The organism is Zeaxanthinibacter enoshimensis (assembly GCF_004362865.1).
In the GTDB taxonomy this organism is placed as follows: Bacteria; Bacteroidota; Bacteroidia; order Flavobacteriales; family Flavobacteriaceae; genus Zeaxanthinibacter; species Zeaxanthinibacter enoshimensis.
Genome location: NZ_SNYI01000001.1, coordinates 1070773 through 1095510 on the forward strand (window position 1 = coordinate 1070773; position 24738 = coordinate 1095510).

The window sequence follows — 24738 nt, forward strand, 5'->3', positions numbered from 1 at the left end:
TTATTTTTGTCGAAAACACCAGGATTTGAAGATCGTTTCATACAATGTCAATGGCATTCGCGCCGCAATTAACAAAGGATTTATTGAATGGATGCAAACCGTAGACGCCGATGTGGTCTGCCTGCAGGAGATCAAGGCTATGGAGGACCAGCTCACCACCCATCTCTTTGAAGATGCCGGTTATCCTTACCATTATTGGTACAGTGCACAGAAGAAGGGATACAGCGGTGTAGCCATACTTTCCAAGATAAAGCCCAATCACGTGGAATACGGTACCGGTATCGATTATATGGACCAGGAAGGCCGTAATCTCCGGGTAGATTTTGACAACTTTTCCGTGATGAGCCTCTACCTGCCATCGGGCACCAATATAGCTCGCCTGGACCACAAGCTCCAGTATATGGCCGATTTCCAGCAATACGTCAACGAACTGAGGCAGGATTATCCCAACCTGGTCATCTGCGGTGACTACAATATCTGTCACAGGGCGATCGATATCCATGACCCGGTTCGGAACAAGAATGTTTCGGGGTTTTTGCCCGTAGAACGTGAATGGATCGGGAATTTCATCGACAGTGGCTTCATTGACAGTTTCCGGTATTTTAATGATGAGCCTCATAACTATACCTGGTGGAGCTACCGTGCTAACGCCAGGGCCAATAACAAGGGCTGGAGACTGGATTACGGGATGGTGAGTGAGCCCCTGGAGGATCGTTTAAAAAGGTCTGTTATCCTGCCTGAGGCGAAGCACAGCGACCATTGCCCTATCCTGCTCGAGATAGCGTCCTGAAACCGCAGTATCGGGCACCTTTTAAATTCGAGATAGCAGTAGTTTTACCCCTTTTATAATATGATATATACAAAACTCCCCCACACCGATATAGAGGTAAGTAAAATATGCCTGGGTACAATGACCTGGGGCAAGCAGAACACGGAGGCTGAGGCCTTTGAGCAGATGGACTATGCCCTGGAGCAGGGAGTCAACTTCTTTGACACAGCCGAACTGTATCCTATTCCTGCCCACCCGGACCGTTATGCCCATACCGAGATCATTATTGGTAACTGGCTCAAGAAGACCGGGAACAGGGACAAGGTGGTACTCGCCTCGAAGATCGCAGGCAGGGCACCCCTCACTAAATTTATCCGTGAAACCGGTTTTAGCAGGGAATCTATTATCGAAGCTGTGGAGGGAAGCCTGCAACGACTGCAGACAGACCACCTGGACCTCTACCAGCTGCACTGGCCGGAAAGATCGACCAACTATTTTGGGCAGCGGGGATATACGCACGACCCCTCGGATCATTGGGAAGACAATATCCACCAGGTACTGGAAACACTCAGTGAACTTATTGCTGAAGGAAAAATTGGGCAGGTAGGATTATCTAACGAGACTCCCTGGGGGGTGATGCGATTCCTCGAAGAAGGGAAGGTGCATATAAAACTACCACGGATGATCACTATCCAAAATCCCTACAGCCTGCTGAACAGACTCTTTGAAGTAGGCCTGTCAGAGATCTCCATGCGTTCCAAGATCGGCTTGCTCGCCTATTCTCCCCTTGGGTTCGGTGTGCTCAGCGGAAAATACCTTGGCGGGAAACAGCCGGCAGATGCACGGATAACGTTATTCCCCAACTACAACCGCTATAGCAATGACAATGCGGTAGAGGCTACCCGTAAGTACGCCGCGCTGGCTGCCGATCACGGCCTTACCCCGGCACAAATGGCCCTGGCCTTCGTTAACAGCAGGCCCTTTGTCACCAGTAATATCATTGGGGCAACCACCATGGAACAGTTAAAAGAAAACATAGGGAGTGCGGATATCGAACTGACGGATGAGGTGCTGAAGGGAATAGAAAAGATCCACAGCCAGACCCCTAATCCTGCGCCTTAACTCAGAACAGGGCCTCTACGATCTGTTCGATCTTGGAGGCAAGCATGATCCTGATCTTGGTGTTCTTCAGGGAGATGGTATTATTCTTGGAAACATAGATGGTAGTGAACCCGAGCTTTTCAGCTTCCAGGATGCGCTGCTCTACCCTTTGTACCGGCCTGATCTCACCCGCAAGGCCTACTTCTGCAGCAAAGCAGATGCCCTTATCTATGGCTGTATCATCATTGCTGGACAGGATCGCCGCTACCACGGCCAGGTCAATGGCGGGGTCATCCACGGAAATTCCCCCCGTGATATTTAAGAAGACATCTTTTGCTCCCAGCTTAAAGCCGGCTCGTTTTTCCAGTACAGCCAATAGCATATTCAGCCTCTTGGCGTTATAGCCCGTTGCCGAACGCTGGGGGGTGCCGTACACAGCCGTACTCACCAGGGCCTGTATCTCTATCATGAGCGGTCGCATGCCTTCAACCGTGGCAGCCACGGCGGTGCCGCTCAGGCCTTCGTCATTCTTGGATAACAGGATCTCTGATGGGTTGCTTACCTCCCTGAGTCCTTTCCCCTGCATCTCGTAAATTCCCAGTTCGGCTGTAGAACCAAACCGGTTTTTCAGGGCTCGCAGGATCCGGTATACATAATTTCGGTCCCCTTCAAACTGCAAAACCGTATCCACCATATGTTCCAGGATCTTGGGCCCGGCCAGGGAGCCATCCTTGGTGATATGGCCGATCAGGATCACCGGGGTATTGGTCTCTTTGGCAAACTTCATAAGTTCTGCCGTGCATTCCCGGATCTGGGAAATACTACCGGCCCCGGATTCTATATAATTGGAGTGTAGTGTCTGTATGGAATCAACAACCAGGATATCCGGGTTGAGTTTCTCTACGTGCCGGAAGATATCCTGGGTCCTGGTCTCGGTAAGGATATAGCAGCTGTCATTGTCGGGCTGGATACGGTCTGCCCGCATCTTGATCTGTTTTTGGCTTTCCTCCCCGGAAACATAAAGGGTAGTGTAGGGTAGTTTAAGGGCGATCTGCAGCAGCAGCGTACTCTTCCCGATACCCGGTTCTCCACCCAGAAGTACAAGCGATCCCGGTACAAGCCCGCCTCCCAAAACACGGTTGAACTCCTGGTCAAAGGTGTCCAGGCGTAATTCTTTTTCCGTACTGATCTCTTTAACGCGCAGCGGCTTTACCCTGGCGCGGTCTTCACTGCCCGGTTGTTTCCAGTCTGTCTTCGCCGGGGCCTGTATCACCTCTTCAACGACGGTATTCCATTCTTTACAGGCGCCGCATTGGCCAACCCATTTCGCATACTGGGTGCCGCAATTCTGGCAGAAAAAAGCAGTTTTGGTCTTGGCCATCACAGGGTTTTAGGATGGCTAAAGATATTGTGGTTACGGCTAATAAAAAAGCCCGGGGTAAAGTTTGGTCAGAAGCCGAAATCGGCTTTCAGGGCATCCATTTTTTCCAGCGCCATCTCCTTGGTCAGGAAATCGATCTCTTCCATCCCGAAAGCCTTTTCATAAGTGCGCAGGGCTTTCTTAGGTTCTCCTTTCTGTTCGTAGTACTCGCCTTCCATGTAGAAGCCCAGCATTGTGCTGGGATACTCCTTATGACATAGTGCGGCAAGGGCTTTAAGCGACTCCAGGTCCTGTTTCTTCTTACTCCCTGCGTAGATGGCCATGATATCGTTAAGCTCTACCGGTTTGCGGAAGCCGAACAGGTCTTCGATCATCTGGTACTTATCGTTCAGGTACTGGAATACAGGGTCATCAGAAGCCAGGATGTTTTCTTTATACTCCTTGCGGGATATCGGTTTAAATATACTGAAGGTGCGGTCCCAGGCTTTTCCCATCCCGTAACTGATCACGGAAAGCTCGTTGGCCTGCGGGTACTCGTCCAGGTAATAGGTGAAATTATCCTTATCTACAGAAGAAAGGGCGCGGTCTAACTGCAGTACATTGTTCCTGGTTTCATCACGATTACCGCCTACAATGAGGTGGTAAAATATCTGCTGGTTCAATGCGGCGATCCGGGTCGGAACCCTGTTCTCCATTTCGGGTGCGAGAAGGGGAGAGATACTGATAAAGGCATTGAAAAGAGAGCGGTCTTTGAACAGGTAGTAATTACCAAAATTGGCGGTGATGTCGTATCCTACAAAGATCTTAAAGGGCGCAATATTATAGTTGGTGGCCAGGTAAGGGATGATTTCCATTCCGAGGAATTCAAAGAAGTTCTTGGCTTTCTCACCCGGCAGACCGGTTTCTTCGTCAAAAGCACAGTCTTCCCATCGCAGCTCGTCCTTGTACTGGTGGATGCCCACCACGATAGCCTGGGGCATACCCTGGAAGCTGCTGTAGAATTTGGAGATCGCCACGACTTGGTCAAAAAGGTACTCGGCGTCCAGTACCACTACCAGGGGATAGGTCTTTTCGGCGTCGTAGTTCTCTGGGAAATAGTAACGCACGTCCCGTCGTTCCTGTAGTTTAAAAGATTCGAAGATCTCCTGTGTCACCTGTGCCGACAGGCCCAGGGTGCAGAAAAGGGCGATCAGCAGTAGAAAAAATGATTTCATGATGTTGGGTTGGCTATCGGTTCCGGTTCAATAACGGTAATAGCAGAAAAGATATTGCACCGAACACCACTACCATCAGGGTCTGGGCGATCCACATGATCCAGCCAAAAGCATCCCCGGAAACCGAAGAGATCCCGAAGATCGCGAGGGCACCGCTCACTGCGATAGGGTATAACCCGATTCCGCCGTTGGTTGTGGTCATCGCGAAAGCCCCGGCGACGAAGGCCACAAGCAGTTGGTCCAGTCCCAGCCCTATGGTCTCCGGTACGGTATATTTGATCACCCAGAACATGGCGATATAACAGGACCAGATAAAAAGTGTGTGGGCTACAAACAATAGTTTCTTTTCCATCCGGAAGATGCTCATAACTCCGTCCAGAAGTCCTTTGACCAGGGTGCGTACCTTCAGTGCCAGCTTGGATTTGGAACGGCGCAGGAAAGCTAGAAAAACAAACAGGCCAAGGATTCCCACCCCTGCAAGCACCAGCGTGCCCACCAGGGAAAAACCACGGCCTTCCAGGAAACCCAGGATGATATCGGTCTGCAATACCAGCGCGATTACGATGATCAGGAGCAGCATCAGCAGGTCTATCACCCTTTCAGTGACAATGGTGCCGAACCCTTTTTGAAAAGGGACGTTTTCATAGGTGGCCAGGGCAGTAGCCCGGAGTACTTCCCCGGACCGGGGTATCCCCAGGTTGGCGAAGTAAGCCATCAGGATGATGAGTACGTTGTTGATGATCTTCGGGCGGTAGCCCATAGGTTGTAAAAGATAGTTCCAGCGGATAGCCCTGGAAATATGGCTCAGGATCCCGATCAGTACGGAAACGGCCACCCAGAAAAGGTCGGCCTCGCGCACATAATGGATGATCTGCCGGCGTTCCTCTTCACCGGTGATCTGGTAGGAATACCATACCAAAAAAACTCCCAGGGCAATTGGGAGTATAGTCTTCAGGAGTTTTTTGAGCCTTTGGTTCAAAATCAGTCTAAACGATTGGTCTCTTCGTTGGGAAAGACCAGGGCGGGGTTGAATTTTTTTGCTTCCTCTATGTCCATCCGGGCATAGGTGATAAGGATAAGGACATCACCGACGGCAACTTTCCGGGCGGCAGCCCCGTTCAGGGTAAGTTCCCCAGTCCCACGTGCACCGGGAATGGCGTAAGTTTCCAGTCGCTCCCCGTTGTTGTTGTTCACGATCTGCACTTTCTCTCCCTGGATGATATTAGCGGCGTCCATCAGGTCTTCGTCAATCGTAATACTACCGATATAATTAAGATCGGCCCCGGTAACTTTTACCCGGTGTATTTTAGATTTTACTACTTCTATTTGCATCGCACAAAGGTAATTAATTCAAAGCGATATTGTCGATCAGCCGAACTCCGTCGGCATAAGCAGCAATAAAAGCCCTGTATTTGATATTCTCTTTTTTATCTTTTGCAGGGGTGAGGGTATCCACATCCGTGATCTGTATGTATTCCAGGTCTAACAGGGGGTGGCGTCGGAATTCCTCTTCTACCCATGCGGTTATATTAGGCGCACTTTCCGTGCCAAACTTACTTTTGGCAGCCTGCAGCATATCGTAAATAAAGGACGCCTCCTGCCGGCTGTTGTCTGAAAGCCTTGTATTACGGCTGCTCAGGGCCAGTCCGCTGGCTTCCCTGACAATTGGGCAGCCGATCACGGTGACCGGTATACCCTGGTTATCAGTCAGTTTGCGTATGATCTGCAGTTGCTGGAAATCCTTTTCTCCGAAATAAGCCCTGTCTGGTTCCACTGTTCGGAAAAGCGCCTCGACTATGGTACCAACCCCGTTAAAATGACCCGGACGGAAAGCACCTTCCATCACTTTATCAAGACCTTCAAAATCATAATGTTTGGATTCCAGTACCTCGGGATAGATCTCGCTGATCTCGGGGGCGAAAACTACCAACTCATCGGATACACTTTCCAGCAGGGAAAGGTCTTTTTCCAGCGGTTTTGGATAGTTGGCAAGATCTTCGGCATTGTTGAACTGGGTTGGATTTACAAAGATGCTCACTACCACCACCTCGTTTTCCTCTAAAGCCCTGGAAACCAATGCGAGGTGTCCCTCGTGTAAAGCGCCCATGGTTGGCACCAACCCGATCGGTACGTTTTTTGAGCGGTACTTGTCCAGGTGATCACGTAGTTCAAATTTGGTTTTAAAAACCTGCATATTCCAAATTTAGAGCGTGCAAACTTACTATAATTAAAGCTATTCTACATAATTTTTGTAATTTTGCACCTACGTTTTCCTCCTTAAACAAAATACAGCTTTTATGAATGGTAAAAAGATATTGTTTGTATCTTCAGAATTAGTGCCCTATCTACCCGAGAACGAAGTATCCTTAATGTCATATGAAACCCCCAGGATGGTCAACAGCAATGGCGGCCAGATCAGGATTTTTATGCCGAGGTACGGGAACATCAATGAGCGTAGGCACCAACTTCACGAGGTGATCCGGCTTTCCGGGATGAACCTGGTGATCAACGATATGGACATGCCTCTTATCATCAAGGTTGCCTCTATCCCAAAGGAGCGGATACAGGTCTACTTTATAGACAACGAGGAGTATTTTAAGAGGAAAGCGACCTTTACGGATGAGAACGGAACCCTGTTCCCGGACAACGACGAAAGAGCTATCTTCTTTGCCAAAGGTGTTGTGGAGACAGTCAAGAAACTGAACTGGTCCCCGGATATTATCCATGTACATGGCTGGATGGCATCCCTGCTGCCTTTGTACCTTAAGAAACTTTATGCGGATGAACCGTTGTTCGCGGAAAGTAAGATCGTTACCTCGGTCTACGGCCGGAGCTTTGAAGGAGAACTGGATGAAAAGATGATGTCTAAAATTGCCTTTGACGGCATCCCGGAGGAAGCCATTTCTCTCCTGGAAAAACCCACCTATAATAATTTGTTAAAAGTCGCAGTAGATTCTTCTGATGCCGTTATTTTAGCCGCCGAAGAACTGCCTGAAGACCTGCAGGAGCACATTGATAAACTGGATAAACCGGTTCTTCCCTATGTTTCTTTGCAGGAATTTGAAGAGGCTTATGCCGATTTCTACACCAACAAGGTGTTGAACGCGACAGTAAAATAGCGAATTGAAAAAATCATTCACATTATAATGTATCGTACAAAAAGGACTGGCCGGTGGCCGGACCTTTTCTTTTGATTGTACAGCAGAAAGCAATATCCAGTGAGTAGAACAGAACGAATGAAAAGATTTATGCCGGGGAAGATTTTTGCGGCCTTAGCCGTATTGACAATGTTGATGTTCGTGGTCTCCTGTGACGAGGACCCGACCACTATCGGCGCCTCTGTGATCGGCGGGGAACCATTCAATACCGACCGGGCTGTTTATGACGTGTTCGCTTACAACCGGAATATTGTTGCTGCACAGACCAATAAACTGGCCTTGTACCAACTGGGCGTTTATAATGATCCTGTGTACGGGCAAACCCGTGCCAAGATCACCAGCCAGGTTCAGCTTTCCACGGCTAACCCTATCTTCGGGGCCCAGAGCCAGGACAACGAATCGACATCTGAGAATGAAACCGTAAAAGAGGTAATCCTGTATATGCCTTATCAGCAGAACAGTTCTGCTGATGAAGATCGTGACGGGGTGCCGGATGTTTTTGATGCCGACCCTACGGATGCAAACAGTGATAGTGACGGGGATACCCTGACAGACCTTGCGGAAACGAACAGCGGAACCGATCCCTTGAACCCGGATACTGACGGAGATGGTATTCGCGATGACGAGGATACCGATACCGTACGAAATAATTACCCTAAAAGGGTTGACCTGGATTCGATTTACGGGAACCGGGATATTCCTTTTAACCTTAAAGTTACCAGGTCTACCTACTTCCTGAGAGACCTGGATCCGAACACGAATTTTGAACAGGCCCAGGCCTACTATTCTAACCAGGACCTGACTTCCTTTGCCGGGGAAGTTTTGTTTGACGGGCAGGTGACCATCAGTGATGAAGAGACCGTGATCTACGAGGAAGACGACCCGGATACCGAGGAAGATGAATCGACTATCGTGGACGAACGTATTCCCCCGGGGATCCGTGTAAACCTCGACCCTGCGTTTTTCCAGCAAAATATCCTTGATAAGGAAGGCAGCACCGAATTACTGAGTGCAAGTAACTTCAAGGAATTTTTCCGGGGACTTCATTTTGAACTGGAGCCGGGAGCCGAAGAGTTACTCCTCCTGTTAGACCTGAAGAGCGCCCGTATCACTATAGAATACGATTACGACAATGCCACGGATACAGAGGATGATACCACCGCTGGTAGTTTCACCCTGAACCTGTTGTCCGGGGGAGGTAACAGTCCTGTAAGCGGGAACGCGGTAAACACCCTGATTAGCGATACCTACCCGGCCTTTGTTGCCGATAACCTGGATACCGGGAATAACGCTTCCAGGATCTTCCTGAAAGGTGGGGCCGGAACCTATGCGAACATCAAACTGTTTGACGCGGATAACAGTGAAGCCCTGATTAACCAGATCAAGGCCAACAACTGGATCATCAACGAGGCGAACCTTGTATTCTACGTAGACCGGGATGTTATTCCTGTCGAAGCCAATGAACCCCCCAGGCTTTACATCTACAATGCGGAGACCAATGCCCCGCTCTACGATGCGATCAATGATGTGTCTACGACCAATACCCCGCTGGGTGTACTGCAGACGCACGATGGTATCCTGGTAGAGGAAGATGGCAAGGGCCTGAAGTATACCATCCGTATCACCGAGCATATCAATAATATTGTTGTACGCGATTCTGCCAACGCCCTGCTCGGGCTCACCGTAACTCCGGATATCAGGCTGACGAATATGCGTGATGTACTGTTGCCCGGGAATACTATGGGCGAGGTACCGGATATGTCTGTGAACAGTCCCCTGGGGACAGTGCTCTATGGCAGCGCGGTACCGGCATCAGAAGAAAAGAAACTACAACTGGAGATCTTTTACACAGAGACCAACTAGGTATAATTGTGCTTTTTAAAGCATATCTGTGCGCGATTAACGTGATTTTAAGGTAGTAAGGACAATATCTGCTACCTTTGTGCGTATTAAACTTCAAAGGAATACCCCTAGAAATAACAGAACCATATGTGTGGAATAGTAGGATATATTGGACATAGGGATGCTTATCCCATTATCATCAAAGGTCTGCAGCGACTGGAATACCGTGGGTATGACAGCGCCGGAATCGCACTTTACGACGGCAGCGACATTAACCTTGCGAAAACAAAAGGAAAGGTCGAAGACCTGAAGAAGAAAGCCGAGGCAGAAATAGCCCTGAATGGAAGTCTCGGGATAGGGCATACCCGTTGGGCAACCCACGGGGTTCCCAACGACGTGAATTCCCACCCGCACTATTCCAATTCCGGGGACCTGGTGATCATTCACAACGGGATCATCGAGAACTACGAATCCATCAAAAAGGAGTTGGTAAAACGTGGATATAAATTCCATTCCGATACCGATACCGAAGTACTGGTCAACCTGATAGAGGAAGTCAAGAAGAAGGAAAATGTAAAACTTGGAAAGGCTGTACAAATAGCGCTTAACCAGGTTGTTGGGGCTTATGCTATCGCTGTATTTGACCGCAAGAAACCGGACGAGATCGTGGTGGCCAAACTGGGAAGTCCCCTTGCTATCGGGATCGGGGAAGACGAGTTCTTTATAGCTTCAGATGCTACTCCATTTATAGAATTCACCAATAAATCGGTTTACCTGGAAGATGAAGAGATGGCCATTGTGCGCCTGGGGAAAGAGATCAAACTGAGGAAGATCAAGGATGATGCGATCGCTTACCCTTTGATACAGGAGCTGCAGCTGAACCTGGAGGAAATTGAAAAAGGTGGCTATGACCACTTTATGTTGAAAGAGATCTATGAGCAGCCCAGGGCGATCAAGGATACCTTCCGTGGCAGGTTGCGTACCGAGCAGGGTATCATCAAGATGGCCGGGGTGGATCAGAATATAGAGAAATTCCTGAATGCTGACCGTATTATAATAGTGGCCTGCGGAACATCCTGGCATGCCGGGCTGGTCGCCGAATATATCTTTGAAGACCTTGTGCGTATCCCTGTAGAGGTGGAGTACGCATCGGAGTTCCGTTACCGTAACCCCGTGATCACAGAAAAGGATGTGGTCATCGCCATATCACAGTCCGGGGAGACCGCCGATACCCTGGCAGCTATCAAGCTGGCCAAGGAAAAGGGTGCTTTTGTCTTCGGGGTATGTAACGTGGTAGGATCATCCATCGCCCGCGAAACAGATGCCGGGGCTTATACCCATGCCGGACCCGAGATCGGGGTGGCATCCACCAAGGCATTTACAACCCAGATTACCGTACTGACGCTGCTGGCTCTTAAACTGGCCAAGCATAAAGGTATGTTCTCCGAGGACAAGTTCCACGAGTTCCTGACCGAGATGGAAAATATGCCTGCCAAGGTTGAGCGGGCTTTACAGTCCAATGCCCTGGTAGAGATCATCGCGGACGTATATAAGGATTCTGAGAACTGCCTGTACCTGGGCCGAGGATTCAATTTCCCGGTTGCCCTGGAAGGTGCACTGAAACTGAAAGAGATCAGCTACATACACGCGGAAGGATACCCTGCTGCAGAAATGAAGCACGGACCTATTGCCCTGATCGATGAGCATATGCCGGTAGTAGTGATCGCCATCAACAAGGGTCATTACGAGAAAGTTGTGAGTAACATTCAGGAGATCAAATCCCGGAAAGGGAAGATCATTGCCGTAGTTACAGAAGGAGATGAGCAGGTGAAGGAACTGGCCGATCACGTGATCGAAGTGCCGGAGACCATGGAAAGTCTCAGCCCGTTGCTGACTACTATCCCCCTGCAGTTACTATCTTACCATATCGCCGTGATGCGCGGGTGTAACGTGGACCAGCCACGTAACCTGGCTAAGTCGGTTACCGTGGAGTAATAAGACTGCTCCTTGAGATATAAAGCCCCTTTCGAGGGGCTTTTTTTATGGGTCAATGTCCGGGTTGAAATTCTGAAATACTGCGGCTGATCGATCTGGTTTTCATAAAAAGTGAAGGATATGCCAAAGGAATATCAAATTCTCAGTGAAGTCCTTGTAGGAAAATAGAATTATTACTATGCATGCATAATTTTTCTCAAATTCTGAATCATGGGTCAAATATTTGTGTATCTTGCCGCCATTCGATCAATAAACAATCAATTAATATGACCCTGAAAAGACTTTTATTAATGGTTCCCCTGTTGTTGCTGAGCCTGGGAGCCTATGCGCAGACGGAAGTAAGAGGAACTGTAACCGACAGCAATGGTGACCCCATCCCGGGAGCCAACGTGGTTATCGTAGGAAAAGCTGTAGGAACTGTAACCGATTTTGACGGGAACTTTGTTCTGGAAACCAGCGTGGAGCCGCCGTTCACCATCCAGGTGTCCAGTATAGGCTTCACCTTGTACAACGCTGAGGTTAGTGCCTCAGGGGAAACGATCAACGTTACCATGAGTGAGAACCAGACCATGCTTGACGAGATCGTCATTTCTGCCTCCCGTACCCCGGAACGACTCTTTGAGTCGCCCGTATCTGTGGAGCGTTTTGGTCTTAAGGAGATAAAGAATTCTGCTTCCCCTTCTTTCTATGACGGGCTTCAGAACCTGAAAGGGGTTGATATCAATACCAACAGTTTAACTTTCCAGAGTATCAACACCCGTGGATTTGCCACTTTTGCCAACACCCGTTTCCTGCAACTGGTAGACGGGATGGACAACTCCGCCCCCGGTCTGAACTTCGTACTGGGTAACCTCGTGGGAATGTCAGAACTGGAAGTGCAGAGTGTAGAGATCCTTCCGGGAGCCTCTTCTGCCCTTTACGGTGCAGGCGCCTTTAACGGGATACTGTTTATGAGCAGTAAAAGCCCGTTCGATTACCAGGGCATTTCTGCCTACGGGAAAGTGGGGATCACCTCCCAGGAAGCTGCCGGTGATAATACTTATTATGATTTCGGGATCCGTGCTGCCCATGCCTTCAGTGATAAACTGGCGGTTAAAGCAAATTTAAGTGTGTTAAAAGGTGAGGACTGGCATGCGAACAGGGAAGACGATCCTTTGCAGCCGGGAGCTACCCGTGCCAATCCTGGCTACGACGGACTCAATGTATACGGTGATGAGGTCGGAACCCTGCTTAATTTTGACCAGCTTGCAGGTTTGCCGGATGGTACCGTGGGACAGTCTTTTGTAACCCGTACCGGTTACGCCGAAGGCAGCCTCGTGAACTACGATGCTGAAAGTGTGAAATCAGATTTCTCAGTATACTACCGTCCGTTTGCCGATGATTTCGAGATCATCTACCAGGGACGTGTGGGCCGTGGTAACACCATCTACCAGGGAGCTAACCGCTACGCGATCAGGAACTTTATCCTGCAGCAGCATAAAATAGAATTCAGGAACGATAACTTCTTCGTTCGCGGGTACATCACTTCCGAGGATGCGGGAGATTCTTACGATACCCGATTCGCAGCCATCAATATCAACAGGAGCTGGAAGCCTGACCAGCAGTGGTTCCAGGAGTACGCACAGACATATATCGGGGCCAGGCTTGGACTTGTTCCGGGTGGACCTTATGATGAAAGTACCGCGCACCAGATCGCAAGGGGACAGGCAGATACCGGCCGACTCATCCCGGGAACTCCGGAGTTTGAGAGCGTCTTTAACCGTGTAACCGCTGACGGGGACCTGACGACCGGGGCTAAGTTCATCGATGAGACCAAGTTCCGCCACGTGGATGCGAATTACAATTTCAGCCATATCACCCGTGACTTTGCCGATATCCAGATTGGAGGTTCTTTCCGCGAATACGAACTTAATTCCATGGGAACCATCTTTACCGACACAGACGGGCCTATTACTTACAACGAAGTTGGTGCCTATATGCAACTCCAGAAAAATTTCATGGAAGAGCGGTTAAAGTTCACCGGTTCCGTACGCTATGACAAGAATGAATTCTTTGACGGGTTCTTCTCGCCAAGGGGATCCCTGATCTACACCATGGGGAATGCCCGTAACCAGAATATCAGGGTCTCTGTACAACAAGGTTTCCGTAACCCGACCACCCAGGACCTGTTCATCGGCCTTAATGCCGGGCGCGCTATCCTCGTTGGATCGGCTCCGGACAACCTGGACCGAGATATCCGCACCTTCCCTGTAAGTGCCGGGGGACAAGGTTTTACAGGCGGACCAACCGTACAGGTAGTGGGTCGCCAGGCTTACGAGAATGCTTTCTCCGCTTCTTCCGTACAGGCAGGTGCGCCAACAGCGGTGAATACTCCGCTGGTACAACCCGAAGAGATCACGGCTTACGAGCTTGGGTACAGGGGACAGTTCGGTAAGACAGCTATTGACCTGAGCGGTTATTACAACCAGTATGACAACTTTATTTCCTTATCTACAGTGCTCGTACCGTTCTACGGGCAGGCCGGGGACAACGCCCTCTCCCTGCTGGCATTGCAGAATGGGGATTTCTTTCCTTACCAGACCTATACCAACTCGCCTGCACAGGTGAAGAGTTATGGGGCTACTATAGGGATAGATACCAAGATACTGGGGAATTATGACCTCGGGTTCAACTATACCTACGCGGAGCAGGATTTTGACCAGGAGTCTTTCCCTGATTTCCGTACCAACTTTAACACCCCTAACCACAAGTTCAAGGCTTCTTTCGGAAATACAGCTTTATTTGAGAACTTTGGGTTTAACGTAAATTACCGTTGGTCTGACAGCTACCTTTGGCAGGCTTCCTTTGCCGACGGGGTGATCGATTCCTATTCTGTACTCGATGCACAGATCAATTACCAGGTGCCCAGCATCAAATCTGTATTCAAGGCAGGGGGATCCAATATCCTGGGAGATGAATATTTCTCCGCTATCGGTACTGGAGCCGTTGGTGCCATCTATTATGTAAGCTGGACCATAAACCCTTAAGCATCAAAAAGCAACAGCATTTACAAGCACCCCGGGAGGGGTGCTTTTTTTATCCCCAAAAAAGGCGTTAAAACCATTCCTAATTAAAATGTAATCTACTATCTTTGCAGCCGGAAAAACAGCCCCATAGGCACTAAGCTTATGGTTTTTAAATACAATATTAAATACGTAAACAATGGCAAAAGTTACAGGTAAGGTTCTACAGATCATTGGGCCGGTGATAGACGTTGAGTTTCCATCCGGAGCCGACCTTCCAAAAATTTACGATTCGTTGGAGATCACTCGTGAGGACGGGAGCATCCTGGTACTGGAAGTGCAGTCGCACGTAGGTGAGAACACCGTTCGTACCATCTCAATGGACTCTACAGACGGTCTGAGCCGTGGTGTAGATGCTGTCGCCACCGGGAGCGCCATTCAGATGCCAATCGGGGACGATGTATACGGTCGTCTTTTCAACGTGATCGGTGACCCGATCGACGGACTTGGAAACCTGCCTAAGAGCGGGAAGGACGGACTTCCGATCCACCGCGAGGCACCTAAGTTCGAAGACCTGACCACTTCTACCGAAGTATTGTTTACAGGGATCAAGGTGATCGACCTTATCGAGCCTTACGCCAAAGGGGGTAAGATCGGACTGTTCGGAGGAGCAGGGGTTGGTAAGACCGTACTGATCCAGGAATTGATCAACAACATCGCCAAGGGCCACGGTGGACTTTCAGTTTTCGCCGGGGTAGGAGAACGTACCCGTGAGGGGAACGACCTGCTGAGGGAGATGTTGGAATCAGGAATTATCAAGTACGGGGACGACTTTATGCACTCTATGGAAGAGGGCGGATGGGACCTGAGCAAGGTGGATAAAAAAGCCATGCGCGATTCTAAAGCGACCTTCGTATTCGGACAGATGAACGAACCACCGGGAGCACGTGCAAGGGTTGCCCTTTCAGGACTGACCATCGCGGAATACTTCCGTGACGGGGCAGGAGAAGGACAAGGGAAAGACGTACTTTTCTTCGTCGATAACATTTTCCGTTTCACCCAGGCAGGTTCAGAGGTATCGGCACTTCTTGGTCGTATGCCTTCTGCGGTAGGTTACCAGCCAACCCTGGCTACAGAGATGGGAGCCATGCAGGAGCGTATTACTTCTACCAAACGTGGATCCATTACTTCTGTACAAGCGGTTTACGTACCTGCGGATGACCTTACGGATCCGGCACCTGCAACTACCTTTGCCCACCTGGATGCTACTACCGTACTTAGCCGTAAGATCGCGGAGCTGGGTATCTACCCTGCTGTGGATCCACTGGATTCCACTTCGCGTATCCTTACTCCTGAGATCTTAGGAAAAGAGCACTACAACTGTGCGCAGCGTGTAAAAGAGTTACTGCAGCGTTATAAAGAATTACAGGACATCATCGCCATCCTTGGTATGGAAGAATTGTCTGAAGAGGATAAACTGGCCGTAGGTCGTGCCCGTAGGGTACAGCGTTTCCTGTCACAGCCTTTCCACGTGGCAGAGCAGTTTACCGGTATCCCGGGGGTCCTCGTAGACATTAAAGAGACCATCAAAGGTTTCAACATGATCATGGACGGGGAACTGGATCACCTGCCTGAAGCAGCCTTCAACCTGAAAGGGACCATCGAGGAGGCTATCGAAGCTGGTGAGAAGATGTTGGCCGAAGTATAAAAAATGGTTCGAGGTTCGAAGTTAGAGGTTTGATAGGAACACGACCTCGAACCTCAAACCTCAAACCTCAAACTCAAATTAATAATCATGCATTTAGAGATCGTATCACCGGAAGCAACCCTGTTCAGCGGGGAAGTGAAATCGGTTACCGTACCGGGCGTAGAAGGGGAGTTCCAGATGCTGGACAACCACGCTGCCATCGTTTCTGTGTTGCAGGAAGGTGATGTTAAGATAGAAGGCAACATTACCCTGGCCGAAAATGTAGAGGAATACTTTACCAGGAATGCAGAAGGGAAGACCGTGCTGCACATACAGAGCGGTACTGTTGAAATGAAAGACAACAAGGTCATCGTCCTCGCAGACTAAGCGATCACGGGATTATAAAATAAGAAAACCGCGGCTCTTCAGCCGCGGTTTTTTTTTGCCCTGATCCGGACATACACGCGTTCCTGTGTCGCTGATCTGCTGGTGACACAATTCTTCCTGTAAACCATACAAGTAGGAATTTTAACACGGTGATTTCATCGTATTTTTATTCTGAAAAGAGACAATTTGTAGAAATTTTCCTATATTCGAATTCGTTTCATCGGGACTATGTCCATTTGCAACGACCAATGATCAACAACCAGCCCGGTAGCCGGGTAATACCCCCTGATGGCGAGGGTATAAACTGGCTACCTTTTTTAATACAGATGAAACATTACCTACTTTACTTCCTGCTGTTGCCGGGGGTCGCCCTCCCCGGCAGTTGTGGGTTGTCCAGACATGTGGATTCTGCCCAAAAAAAGGGTGAAGTCGTAAGCCTTCAGCCGGTCTGTACCCCCGCAGGCGAAGACAATGCCATCCTCGACGGAGGGGCACTGGCCCTTGCCCTCGCCCCCCGGCTGGTCAACCTGGCCGCTTCCTCTATAAAGAATTATTACGAAAAAGAAAGCGAAAAGTTCGTAGCCTCTTACGCGGCCACCTATACTGGTGAAGATTTCTACGCAGATGATCTTAGTTTGAATGTTAGCTGTAAGGCCCTGGAGCTCCGGCGGACCGTTAGGGATGATGCCGGGGCCACTGTGCCTGCCGCTACGATCCGCTTACAGTGGGTAAGCAACTCGGAGGGAACTCTTTTGGCCCTGATCCCGGAGCAACTCGAATTAGCTCAATCCAAAACCGCGCTCCGGGCCGGGGACCAAAATGTAGACCTGGAGATCAGCGTTAGTCTAAACGGCTGGTGGCAGGACAAGAACGGGCAGGTAAAGAGCAAGACCCTGGGGGAAGCCAATTTGCTGCTCCGGGAGATACAACTGGGCGAAACATACCGGCTGCAGGGCAGCCTGAACGACTCTTACCTGCAGGACAGCAAAGGCAACAAAAGCAATTATCATATACAATCGGCCTGGATAGCGCCGGTACCAGTATCCGTGGATCACAAAGGCGAGCGGCTGCCCGGTGCCCGCGGTAATTACAGCCTGGCCGTAACCATCACCGAAACCGATGATTTCGGGCAACGATTAAAACAAAGAGGACAGCAGCTCTATGTTAACAGGGCAATCCTGAGTGAGTTGTTGGAGCAAATTTTGGATGAGTGACATAGGGGGACAACGGGGACAGAAGGGCCAAAGGAATACTGCCAACTGCAAACTGCCGACAGCCCACTGGAGGCAGGCCTCGAACTTCGAACCTCAAACCTCGAACTTCAAGCCTGCCCCAAGGCGGGCTTGAAAACTTTGTTTAGTGTGAGTTAGTTAGTTGATACCCCCATCCCTTACTTGGCGGAGGTTTGGGGGTTTTTTGAAAGCACACTTGGAAGGACAGCTCCGGAAGGCCCGGGGAGTGATGGAAACTTTATACAATATATATGTAGCACACTTTTTTAAAAACCCGGGGCTTATGGAAAAGTATAAAAGCCTTCACCTGTGGATGCTCCTCCCGATGTTGCTGATGCAACTGGGCATCTACGAAGATTACTGGGGCGATTTCTCGGACAACGCCTGGTCTGTTCATATACATTACTGGACGGGGACGGCCTGGTACCTCTATTTGATACTGCAACCCTATTACGCCACCCATGGGAGGATGGCCCTGCACCGGACCAATGGCATCATCGGGATGTTCCTGGCCGGGGGAGTCAGTATCACCGCCCTCAGCATGCTGCACCGGGATATTGTGACCACGCAGCGGGCAGCGGCAGACCCGGAACTTTTCGGGCCGTTTGAGCCCTGGTTCTTTTACGGGGTAGCAGCCGTGGAGATCCCGATGATCCTGGCCTTTGGCTATGCGGTGATCATGAGCATTATCCACCGCAAGCGGCTGGAAGACCACGCCTGGTGGTTGATCTCTACCGTCTTTATCATCATGATGCCGGCCCTGGCCCGGGGCATTCAGAACCAGTACGTTCGCTGGTACCTGGGAGACTGGCCGGAGATAGATATTATGTTCCCCAACTATGTCACCCAGGTCATAATTATTGTCCTGGTGCTGCTGGCGGCCTGGAAGTATATGAAGCTGAAGCACCCGGCCACCTGGCTGGCAGTAGGGATAAATGTATATACCTGCTTCCTGGAACCCCTGGGGCGGTCAGTAGCGGTGCAAGGGTACTTGCTGACCATCTTAAAAGGGTGAGCAGAAAGTACCAAATGTATTCATGTGCAGGCGGTGGAACAGGATGTAAACTAAACTTAGAAAGTAAATGAACCAAAAATAGTGTACTCATGAAAACCTTTTTCAACATACTGCTGTCCTGCGTTTATATGGCGCTTGTGGTTCCGGTGCAGGCTCAAAGAGACAGTACTGTAACCCTGAATCCTGCAGATGAGGAGACCTTCCGGGTAATACATAATTTCTTTGAATATGATACGGGAATGCCGTTAGATGCCCGGGTGGTTGAACGAACGGAAGGAGAAGCATACACCCGCGAAAAGATTGTTTTTAGCGGCGTCAGGGACAGCCGAGTTCCGGGTTACCTGGCCCTGCCGAAGGGCGGATCTGCCCCTTATCCATGCGTTCTTCTGATGCATGGGGTATCGAGTTCCAAGGAGAGCTGGTGGGAGGATCAAAGTTTCAGTTCTGGCGGGCTTCTTACCAAAGAACTTCTTAACTCCGGAATTGCTGTACTCACTCTTGATGCCGAATACCATGGTGAACGTATTTCCGGTAATGATTTTGAAGGAGCGGGGGTGTTTATCTTTGAAAAAGGATGGATGTACCGGGCCAGGGATATGGTGGTACAATCGGTTATAGAACACCGGCGTGCACTGGACTACCTGGCGACACGCGAGGATATAGACACTACCCGCCTGGGTATTGCGGGCTTTAGTATGGGTGGAATGATGGTATTCAATTTAGCGGCCGTGGAACCCAGGGTAAAGGTCGCGGTAGCTGCCGTGACACCCTTGCTTAAAGATGCAAACTCGGCCCTGGCAGTCTTTAATTTTGCTCCCTATGTCCGGAATACCCCTGTACTGATGCTGATGGGCACCGGGGACACGCGAAATTATACGAGGGAAGAGGCAGAATGGCTTCACGATTTAATTCGGACCGAGATCAAAAACCTGGTATTCTATGAAAGTGGGCATAATTTACCGCCTGAGTGGACCGGCCGCGCTGCAGATTGGTTGCAGGAATATTTAAAGTAAAAATGTTCGTCGGGAAATTGTCAAGGGGTCCTTTCGAAAAACTTTAGATATAGATCATAAATTAATAATAGCCTTTATTCGTGGCCAATCGGGATCAAAGAAAAAGCATAATAAATATTATGTGTAATTTGAATTTGCTCATTAGTTGTAACACATTAAGAACTAAAATGAAAAAGACAGTTTTAATCATCCATATATTAATTGTTCAATCACTTTTAGGACAACAAATGGGTGAACAGCAGAAAACTCCTTTGGTAGATAATCAAAGTTTTGTTAGTAGCTTAATGAAAACCAAAGTTGATTTTCACACTTATTTTCCTGATGCATATAAAAGTGATACCACAAGTTATTTTCCAGTAATATACTGGCTCCATGGCAGTGGTGGATGGCCTCCTTATGCACTCAATTTGATTGCCAACCGTTTTCATTTAGCGATAAAAGACGAAAAAATACCTCCTGTAATAGTGGTCTTTCTTGATGACGGCAAAAGGGAGAGCATGTGGATTGACTGGAAAGACGGTAGTGTTAAAATGGAAAGCGTCATAATCAATGAAGTTATTCCACATATTGATAGGTCTTTTAGGACTATTAATAATGGACAAGGTCGCATTCTAGAAGGCGGGAGTATGGGAGGATATGGAGTCGCTAGATTAGGATTCAAATACCCTGAAATGTTCGCAGCTATTTCTATGTTAAACCCAGGACCTATGCAAGAAGTATTAAACCCTAAAACAGCCCCCTTAGCTGGCGAGGTAAAAGCTCAAAAAACTTTGGACAGGGTATATGGAGGGGATATAGAATTTTTTCGTGAACAGAGCCCTTGGCAAATCGCATTAAAAAACGTCGATAAAATTAGAGGAAATATAAAAGTAAGAATTATTCTGGGGGGTGAAGACCCCAGTCTTATTAACAATAAGAAATTTGTGGAACATCTTAAAAAACTAGAAATTGAACATACAACAATAATTCTGGAAGGTGTCGCACATTCTCCAAAAGCTATGTTCGGTGCATTAGACGACAGATATTGGGACTTTTTTAGAGAGAATTTTACAAATTAATGAGATTGTTCCTCAATATTATTGCAAGCTTTATAGATCAAACTATTTATTGACCCATTTATTGATTTTCAAATACAAAAAGAACATAACAACGTGTATAGCTCATTGAGGCAATTTCTATTTTTCCATTACGGAGGAAACTAATAGCTGATTTTCCGCAAAGAGTAATACACAGAACCATTGGGAAAGAAAGAGAAAAACTAAAGAACTAAATCCATTATTATGAAAGCAAAGTCAAATTTTGGCAAGACCATATTGGATCTGTCAGCAGTTGTATGTTTCTTAATCGCAAGTAATTCTCTCATCGCCCAGGAGCAGGCAGCAGCTGACCTGGAAAACTTTAAAGTGATCTTACAGAAAACCCCATCCGGCATCTCCCTGCAGGGTGTCCAGGGAACGGCCTGGACAGAACTGGCTGTCAGGTTAAATAACTACCAGCCACAGACCATTGATGAATTCGGAATTACCGATACAAACCGGGCTTCCTCTGGAAAGGATACGGGGCTGACAGATTTCCTGTTCAGCATCAGGAAAACGGAGACCGGGATAGAATTGAAAGGTATAGCGGGAACTGCCTGGGCTGACCTGAGCTTTATCCTGGCCGAAAATGAGCAACAGGCCATAGACCAGTACGGGATGGTAAAATTGAATTAGCCGAAATGACCGAAAAACAAAAAATGCTCGCCGGCCAGGCCTATGACTCCAGGGACCCCGAGCTTTTAAAAATGTACCATAGGGCCCGGGCACTGCTGCAGCAGTACAACAGCCTGGATAGCACCCTGGCCACAGATCGCGACAACATCTTACAGCAACTGGTTGAAGAAGTAGCACCCGGGGTATGGATAGAAGCTCCTTTTTTTTGTGACTACGGCAGCCTTATTACTATCGCGGAGAACACTTTTGTGAATGCCAACTGCATGTTCATGGATAATAACCATATCCGCATCGGTAAGAACGGGCTGATCGGACCCGGCGTACACATCTATACGGCCCAACACCCCTTAAAAGCTGAAGACCGGATCGTCACCGCTGAAGACGGAAGCAGCCGTTACCTTACCACTTCCCAACCCGTACACATAGGCGATAACGCCTGGATCGGCGGTAATACTGTCATCTGCCCGGGGGTGAGCATCGGCAATAATGTGACCATAGGCGCGGGCAGCGTGGTCACCAAAGATATCCCGGACAACGTGCTGGCCTATGGCAATCCATGCCGGGTGATCCGGAGCCTCTGAAAAGCCCTGTAAGGGGTTACTTGTTTTCCTGTTCCGGCAGGCAATAAACCCTGCCTGTCCGAGTTTTCTTCTATGCAAACCTAAATGACCAATTAATGAAAAGACTAAGCTTCCTGCTCCTTTGTTTAGGGGTGCTGGGCTGCAAATCAGTGCAACCGGATAATTTCCCTGCCGGCACCTATGTACGGACCGGCCCGGATGGTACTGAGACCGGGGAACTGCTTATCTACCCTGAACCCGGATCCACCGCCCTGCTGCACCTTTCTGCCCGCAGGGGTGCCCCCAGTTATAACTCGGGCAGCATCTACGCCCGGGTGAATAAGAACAGCAAAAAGATCACCCTGCAGGAGAGTGGTGATTACCTGGATTGCGAACTGCTCATGGAACTGGAAGACGATACCATTACCATCAGCACCCTGAAAGACGAATGTGGTTTTGGTTACGGGGTGCGGGCCGACGGCGCTTACAAGATTAAAAACCGGGATATTCCGCAGTTTTTTACCAACGGGGAAGGTACTGAGATATATTTTTCCGAAACTCCACCAGGGGATTACTAGATTGTATTATTATCCTTGATAAAACCTGCAGATAAGATTTTCTGGCAGAAAAATATTATTTTCAGGCGCTGTTGTGGTGGGCGGGTTGTTACACCCGGCCTTCCCGGCTGATACACCAACCCTTATGAAACAATATTTTTTCCTGCTGCTGGCCGCTCTCTGGGCATTCGCGATCTACCCGCAAGATGCCGATTCCCTGAATGTGCAATCAAAGGAACTCCTCTACCAGAAGAATTTTGACAAGGCCTTCCCACTACTGCAACAGGCTGCAGAGATGGGACAGGCAGAAGCCCAGTACAACCTCGGCTATGCTTACCACCGGGGGATGGGCACTCGTATAGACCTGGAAAAGGCGAATAGCTGGTACGAGCGCTCTGCAGCCCAGGGCTATAATGACGCCCTCTATGCCATGATGATGGCCTATGGCAACGGGGACGGGCTGGAACAGGACCTCGAAAAAGCATTCAGTTACGCCCTGCAGTGCGCCAATAACGGGGACAGCACCTGTATGTGGAACGTCGCCAATTGCTATAAGCAGGGGATGGGCACCGAGGTGAACCTGCAGCAGATGCTGGAATGGAGTGTGCGGCTTGCACAACTCCCGAACCCCGGGGACCTGCAGAAGAGCGGGTATATTACTTCCGTCCGCCTGGAACTCGCATATATGTACAGGGATGGCAGGGACGTACAGGCTGATCCTTACCGGGCTTACCTCTGGTTTATGATCTACAACGAGTTTAAGCGCGATTTCTCTTTCTTCCAGCAGGAACAGGTAGTAAAAGAAATACAACAACTGGAAGACCAGCTCAGCGCTGAACAACTGAAGGCCGCTCCCACCGATGCCGAGGCACTCCTGGGCAGGCCATTGCAGAACCTCGAAAAGCTGTACGAAGCCGAAATGTAACTGATCGAAGAATACTTTATACCATTACCAATCATCAACCATGAACAGATTAATGATCCTGGGCCTGCTGGTCCTGCTGCTCTCGTGCCGGGAAGAGCCGGTTCAGAAGGAAACCATCACAGAAACTGAAACCGCAGAAGGTATCCCTGTCCTGAACCTGGGGACCTTCCATATGGGTTATACCACGGATGCGAATACGACCGAGTTCGATGAGCACGATAAGAAGAACCGGGAAGAAGTGCACGCGATCGCGGCACGGCTGGCTAAGTTTAAACCCACGGTGATCGCAGTAGAGATGGAGCCGCAGTATAACGATCGCCTCCAGGAGCAATACCGGGCTTACCGGGAGAACCCGTCCATGCATTTTGAGTACCCGGACGAGATTGAACTGCTGGCATATGAAGTCGGCCGGCTTAGCGGCACGGAAAGGATCTACGGCATAGACCACCAGATGGGCTATGACTACCCCGGGATCGATTCCCTGGCACGAACCCTCGACACGCCCGCCTATAAGGCTTATATGAAAATGGCCGGTTATCGCGGGGAACAGGATTACGATTCGGCCTCCACCCTGGACAAGCTCAGGATCATCAACCGGAACATCAACCTGGATTTCCTGATCACCGTTAATGCCGATATCCTTACCCATGTTGCCACGGAAGGGAACTTTGAAGGCGCAGACGAGGCCGCGAAGTTTTACCACCGCAACCTGCGGATGTTCTCCAATTTAAACCAGTTGCCCCTCTCCCCGGATGACCGGGTCTTTATCCTGATGGGCGCCTCCCACACTGCCTTTTTCCGCGACTTCATGAGCCGCAACCCCAATTATCATATGGTGGATACGTTTGGGTTCCTGGATTAGTTCGAGGTTTGAGGTTTGAGGTTCGAAGTTTACGGTTTGCTGTTCGCAGTTTGCAGCCAGACTCCAGTAAGCAGTCGGCAGTAAGCGGTCGGCAGTATTCCGAGATTCATATCTTGTCCCTTCTGTCCCTCTTGTCCCGTTTGTCACATATTTTCCTATGTACCTATGTACTTCTACCCTGCATCCCGGCGTGACTGTGTGACGGAATGACGACATTACCGCATCACCGCATCACCCGCCCGTACCGGACGGTACGTTCGGGCGGGCTGTATCACCGTGTAACTGTTTGCATCCCCGCATCACTGCATCACTGCATCACCGTATCA

22 protein-coding genes are annotated in these 24738 nt (G+C 49.4%); 17 read left to right on the forward strand and 5 right to left on the reverse strand.

What is annotated here, in order from left to right; all coding sequences use genetic code 11:
* Nucleotides 1–25: 25 nt before the first annotated feature.
* Together CLV82_RS04680 and CLV82_RS04685 are read left to right on the forward strand one after the other, a co-directional pair.
* Complete coding sequence (locus tag CLV82_RS04680) at nucleotides 26–790, forward strand: exodeoxyribonuclease III (RefSeq protein ID WP_133643122.1); 765 nt, start codon at nucleotides 26–28, stop codon at nucleotides 788–790.
* Nucleotides 791–850: 60 nt separating this feature from the next.
* Entirely contained in the window at nucleotides 851–1891 is a 1041-nt protein-coding gene (locus CLV82_RS04685; RefSeq protein ID WP_133643123.1) for an NADP(H)-dependent aldo-keto reductase, read from the forward strand.
* Nucleotide 1892: 1 nt separating this feature from the next.
* Here CLV82_RS04685 and radA read toward each other — a convergent pair whose 3' ends face one another.
* The 5 genes from radA to panC form a co-directional block, all read right to left on the reverse strand.
* Nucleotides 1893–3251 (reverse strand): DNA repair protein RadA, encoded by a 1359-nt coding sequence (radA, locus tag CLV82_RS04690; RefSeq protein WP_133643124.1) that lies wholly within the window; start codon nucleotides 3249–3251, stop codon nucleotides 1893–1895.
* Nucleotides 3252–3319: 68 nt separating this feature from the next.
* Nucleotides 3320–4465, reverse strand: a complete 1146-nt coding sequence (locus CLV82_RS04695; RefSeq protein ID WP_133643125.1) for an alpha/beta hydrolase — start codon at nucleotides 4463–4465, stop codon at nucleotides 3320–3322.
* 13 nt (nucleotides 4466–4478) lie between these two features.
* Nucleotides 4479–5444, reverse strand: a complete 966-nt coding sequence (locus tag CLV82_RS04700) for a lysylphosphatidylglycerol synthase transmembrane domain-containing protein (protein WP_133643126.1) — start codon at nucleotides 5442–5444, stop codon at nucleotides 4479–4481.
* A 2-nt stretch (nucleotides 5445–5446) separates the two neighbouring features.
* The gene (gene panD / locus CLV82_RS04705; RefSeq protein WP_133643127.1) at nucleotides 5447–5797 is read right to left on the reverse strand and encodes an aspartate 1-decarboxylase; all 351 of its coding nucleotides are present in this window, start codon (nucleotides 5795–5797) and stop codon (nucleotides 5447–5449) included.
* Nucleotides 5798–5810: 13 nt separating this feature from the next.
* The gene (panC, locus tag CLV82_RS04710; RefSeq protein WP_133643128.1) at nucleotides 5811–6659 is read right to left on the reverse strand and encodes a pantoate--beta-alanine ligase; all 849 of its coding nucleotides are present in this window, start codon (nucleotides 6657–6659) and stop codon (nucleotides 5811–5813) included.
* A gap of 103 nt (nucleotides 6660–6762) precedes the next feature.
* On the opposite strand from panC, the gene CLV82_RS04715 reads away from it, so the two are divergent.
* The 15 genes from CLV82_RS04715 (at nucleotide 6763) to CLV82_RS04785 (ending at nucleotide 24412) form a co-directional block, all read left to right on the forward strand.
* Nucleotides 6763–7584 (forward strand): glycogen/starch synthase, encoded by an 822-nt coding sequence (locus CLV82_RS04715; protein WP_133643129.1) that lies wholly within the window; start codon nucleotides 6763–6765, stop codon nucleotides 7582–7584.
* Nucleotides 7585–7701: 117 nt separating this feature from the next.
* Nucleotides 7702–9486, forward strand: coding sequence for a DUF4270 domain-containing protein (locus CLV82_RS04720; RefSeq protein ID WP_133643130.1), 1785 nt, complete (start codon nucleotides 7702–7704; stop codon nucleotides 9484–9486).
* A 126-nt stretch (nucleotides 9487–9612) separates the two neighbouring features.
* A complete protein-coding gene (glmS, locus tag CLV82_RS04725; RefSeq protein ID WP_133643131.1) occupies nucleotides 9613–11460 on the forward strand; it encodes a glutamine--fructose-6-phosphate transaminase (isomerizing) in 1848 nt (615 codons plus the stop codon).
* Between the two features lie 266 nt (nucleotides 11461–11726).
* Nucleotides 11727–14486, forward strand: a complete 2760-nt coding sequence (locus CLV82_RS04730; RefSeq protein WP_243744143.1) for a TonB-dependent receptor — start codon at nucleotides 11727–11729, stop codon at nucleotides 14484–14486.
* A 175-nt stretch (nucleotides 14487–14661) separates the two neighbouring features.
* Nucleotides 14662–16170: a F0F1 ATP synthase subunit beta gene (gene atpD / locus CLV82_RS04735; RefSeq protein ID WP_133643132.1), complete on the forward strand. Its 1509-nt coding sequence runs from the start codon at nucleotides 14662–14664 to the stop codon at nucleotides 16168–16170.
* 87 nt (nucleotides 16171–16257) lie between these two features.
* Nucleotides 16258–16536, forward strand: coding sequence for a F0F1 ATP synthase subunit epsilon (locus CLV82_RS04740; protein WP_133643133.1), 279 nt, complete (start codon nucleotides 16258–16260; stop codon nucleotides 16534–16536).
* Between the two features lie 326 nt (nucleotides 16537–16862).
* A complete protein-coding gene (locus tag CLV82_RS04745) occupies nucleotides 16863–17750 on the forward strand; it encodes a hypothetical protein (RefSeq protein WP_133643134.1) in 888 nt (295 codons plus the stop codon).
* A gap of 301 nt (nucleotides 17751–18051) precedes the next feature.
* Nucleotides 18052–18783 (forward strand): hypothetical protein, encoded by a 732-nt coding sequence (locus CLV82_RS04750; protein ID WP_133643135.1) that lies wholly within the window; start codon nucleotides 18052–18054, stop codon nucleotides 18781–18783.
* 89 nt (nucleotides 18784–18872) lie between these two features.
* Complete coding sequence (locus CLV82_RS04755) at nucleotides 18873–19796, forward strand: alpha/beta hydrolase (protein WP_133643136.1); 924 nt, start codon at nucleotides 18873–18875, stop codon at nucleotides 19794–19796.
* A 167-nt stretch (nucleotides 19797–19963) separates the two neighbouring features.
* Nucleotides 19964–20854 carry an alpha/beta hydrolase gene (locus tag CLV82_RS04760; protein ID WP_166636668.1) on the forward strand — a complete coding sequence of 297 codons (891 nt, stop codon included), beginning with the start codon at nucleotides 19964–19966 and terminating at the stop codon, nucleotides 20852–20854.
* 222 nt (nucleotides 20855–21076) lie between these two features.
* Nucleotides 21077–21508 (forward strand): hypothetical protein, encoded by a 432-nt coding sequence (locus CLV82_RS04765; RefSeq protein WP_133643138.1) that lies wholly within the window; start codon nucleotides 21077–21079, stop codon nucleotides 21506–21508.
* Between the two features lie 5 nt (nucleotides 21509–21513).
* Nucleotides 21514–22089: a sugar O-acetyltransferase gene (locus CLV82_RS04770; RefSeq protein ID WP_133643139.1), complete on the forward strand. Its 576-nt coding sequence runs from the start codon at nucleotides 21514–21516 to the stop codon at nucleotides 22087–22089.
* Between the two features lie 95 nt (nucleotides 22090–22184).
* The gene (locus tag CLV82_RS04775; RefSeq protein ID WP_133643140.1) at nucleotides 22185–22646 is read left to right on the forward strand and encodes a hypothetical protein; all 462 of its coding nucleotides are present in this window, start codon (nucleotides 22185–22187) and stop codon (nucleotides 22644–22646) included.
* Between the two features lie 124 nt (nucleotides 22647–22770).
* Nucleotides 22771–23550: a tetratricopeptide repeat protein gene (locus CLV82_RS04780; RefSeq protein WP_133643141.1), complete on the forward strand. Its 780-nt coding sequence runs from the start codon at nucleotides 22771–22773 to the stop codon at nucleotides 23548–23550.
* A 40-nt stretch (nucleotides 23551–23590) separates the two neighbouring features.
* Nucleotides 23591–24412, forward strand: coding sequence for a DUF5694 domain-containing protein (locus tag CLV82_RS04785; RefSeq protein WP_133643142.1), 822 nt, complete (start codon nucleotides 23591–23593; stop codon nucleotides 24410–24412).
* Nucleotides 24413–24738 lie beyond the last annotated feature (326 nt).

Bases quoted from the DNA above. Each gene is read 5' to 3' on its own strand.
- CLV82_RS04685 (WP_133643123.1), top strand. From the start codon at position 851: ATGATATATACAAAACTCCCCCACACCGATATAGAGGTAAGTAAAATA.
- radA (WP_133643124.1), bottom strand. From the start codon at position 3,251: ATGGCCAAGACCAAAACTGCTTTTTTCTGCCAGAATTGCGGCACCCAG.
- CLV82_RS04695 (WP_133643125.1), bottom strand. From the start codon at position 4,465: ATGAAATCATTTTTTCTACTGCTGATCGCCCTTTTCTGCACCCTGGGC.
- panD (WP_133643127.1), bottom strand. From the start codon at position 5,797: ATGCAAATAGAAGTAGTAAAATCTAAAATACACCGGGTAAAAGTTACC.
- panC (WP_133643128.1), bottom strand. From the start codon at position 6,659: ATGCAGGTTTTTAAAACCAAATTTGAACTACGTGATCACCTGGACAAG.
- CLV82_RS04715 (WP_133643129.1), top strand. From the start codon at position 6,763: ATGAATGGTAAAAAGATATTGTTTGTATCTTCAGAATTAGTGCCCTAT.
- CLV82_RS04720 (WP_133643130.1), top strand. From the start codon at position 7,702: ATGAAAAGATTTATGCCGGGGAAGATTTTTGCGGCCTTAGCCGTATTG.
- glmS (WP_133643131.1), top strand. From the start codon at position 9,613: ATGTGTGGAATAGTAGGATATATTGGACATAGGGATGCTTATCCCATT.
- CLV82_RS04730 (WP_243744143.1), top strand. From the start codon at position 11,727: ATGACCCTGAAAAGACTTTTATTAATGGTTCCCCTGTTGTTGCTGAGC.
- atpD (WP_133643132.1), top strand. From the start codon at position 14,662: ATGGCAAAAGTTACAGGTAAGGTTCTACAGATCATTGGGCCGGTGATA.
- CLV82_RS04740 (WP_133643133.1), top strand. From the start codon at position 16,258: ATGCATTTAGAGATCGTATCACCGGAAGCAACCCTGTTCAGCGGGGAA.
- CLV82_RS04745 (WP_133643134.1), top strand. From the start codon at position 16,863: ATGAAACATTACCTACTTTACTTCCTGCTGTTGCCGGGGGTCGCCCTC.
- CLV82_RS04750 (WP_133643135.1), top strand. From the start codon at position 18,052: ATGGAAAAGTATAAAAGCCTTCACCTGTGGATGCTCCTCCCGATGTTG.
- CLV82_RS04755 (WP_133643136.1), top strand. From the start codon at position 18,873: ATGAAAACCTTTTTCAACATACTGCTGTCCTGCGTTTATATGGCGCTT.
- CLV82_RS04760 (WP_166636668.1), top strand. From the start codon at position 19,964: ATGAAAAAGACAGTTTTAATCATCCATATATTAATTGTTCAATCACTT.
- CLV82_RS04765 (WP_133643138.1), top strand. From the start codon at position 21,077: ATGAAAGCAAAGTCAAATTTTGGCAAGACCATATTGGATCTGTCAGCA.
- CLV82_RS04770 (WP_133643139.1), top strand. From the start codon at position 21,514: ATGACCGAAAAACAAAAAATGCTCGCCGGCCAGGCCTATGACTCCAGG.
- CLV82_RS04775 (WP_133643140.1), top strand. From the start codon at position 22,185: ATGAAAAGACTAAGCTTCCTGCTCCTTTGTTTAGGGGTGCTGGGCTGC.
- CLV82_RS04780 (WP_133643141.1), top strand. From the start codon at position 22,771: ATGAAACAATATTTTTTCCTGCTGCTGGCCGCTCTCTGGGCATTCGCG.
- CLV82_RS04785 (WP_133643142.1), top strand. From the start codon at position 23,591: ATGAACAGATTAATGATCCTGGGCCTGCTGGTCCTGCTGCTCTCGTGC.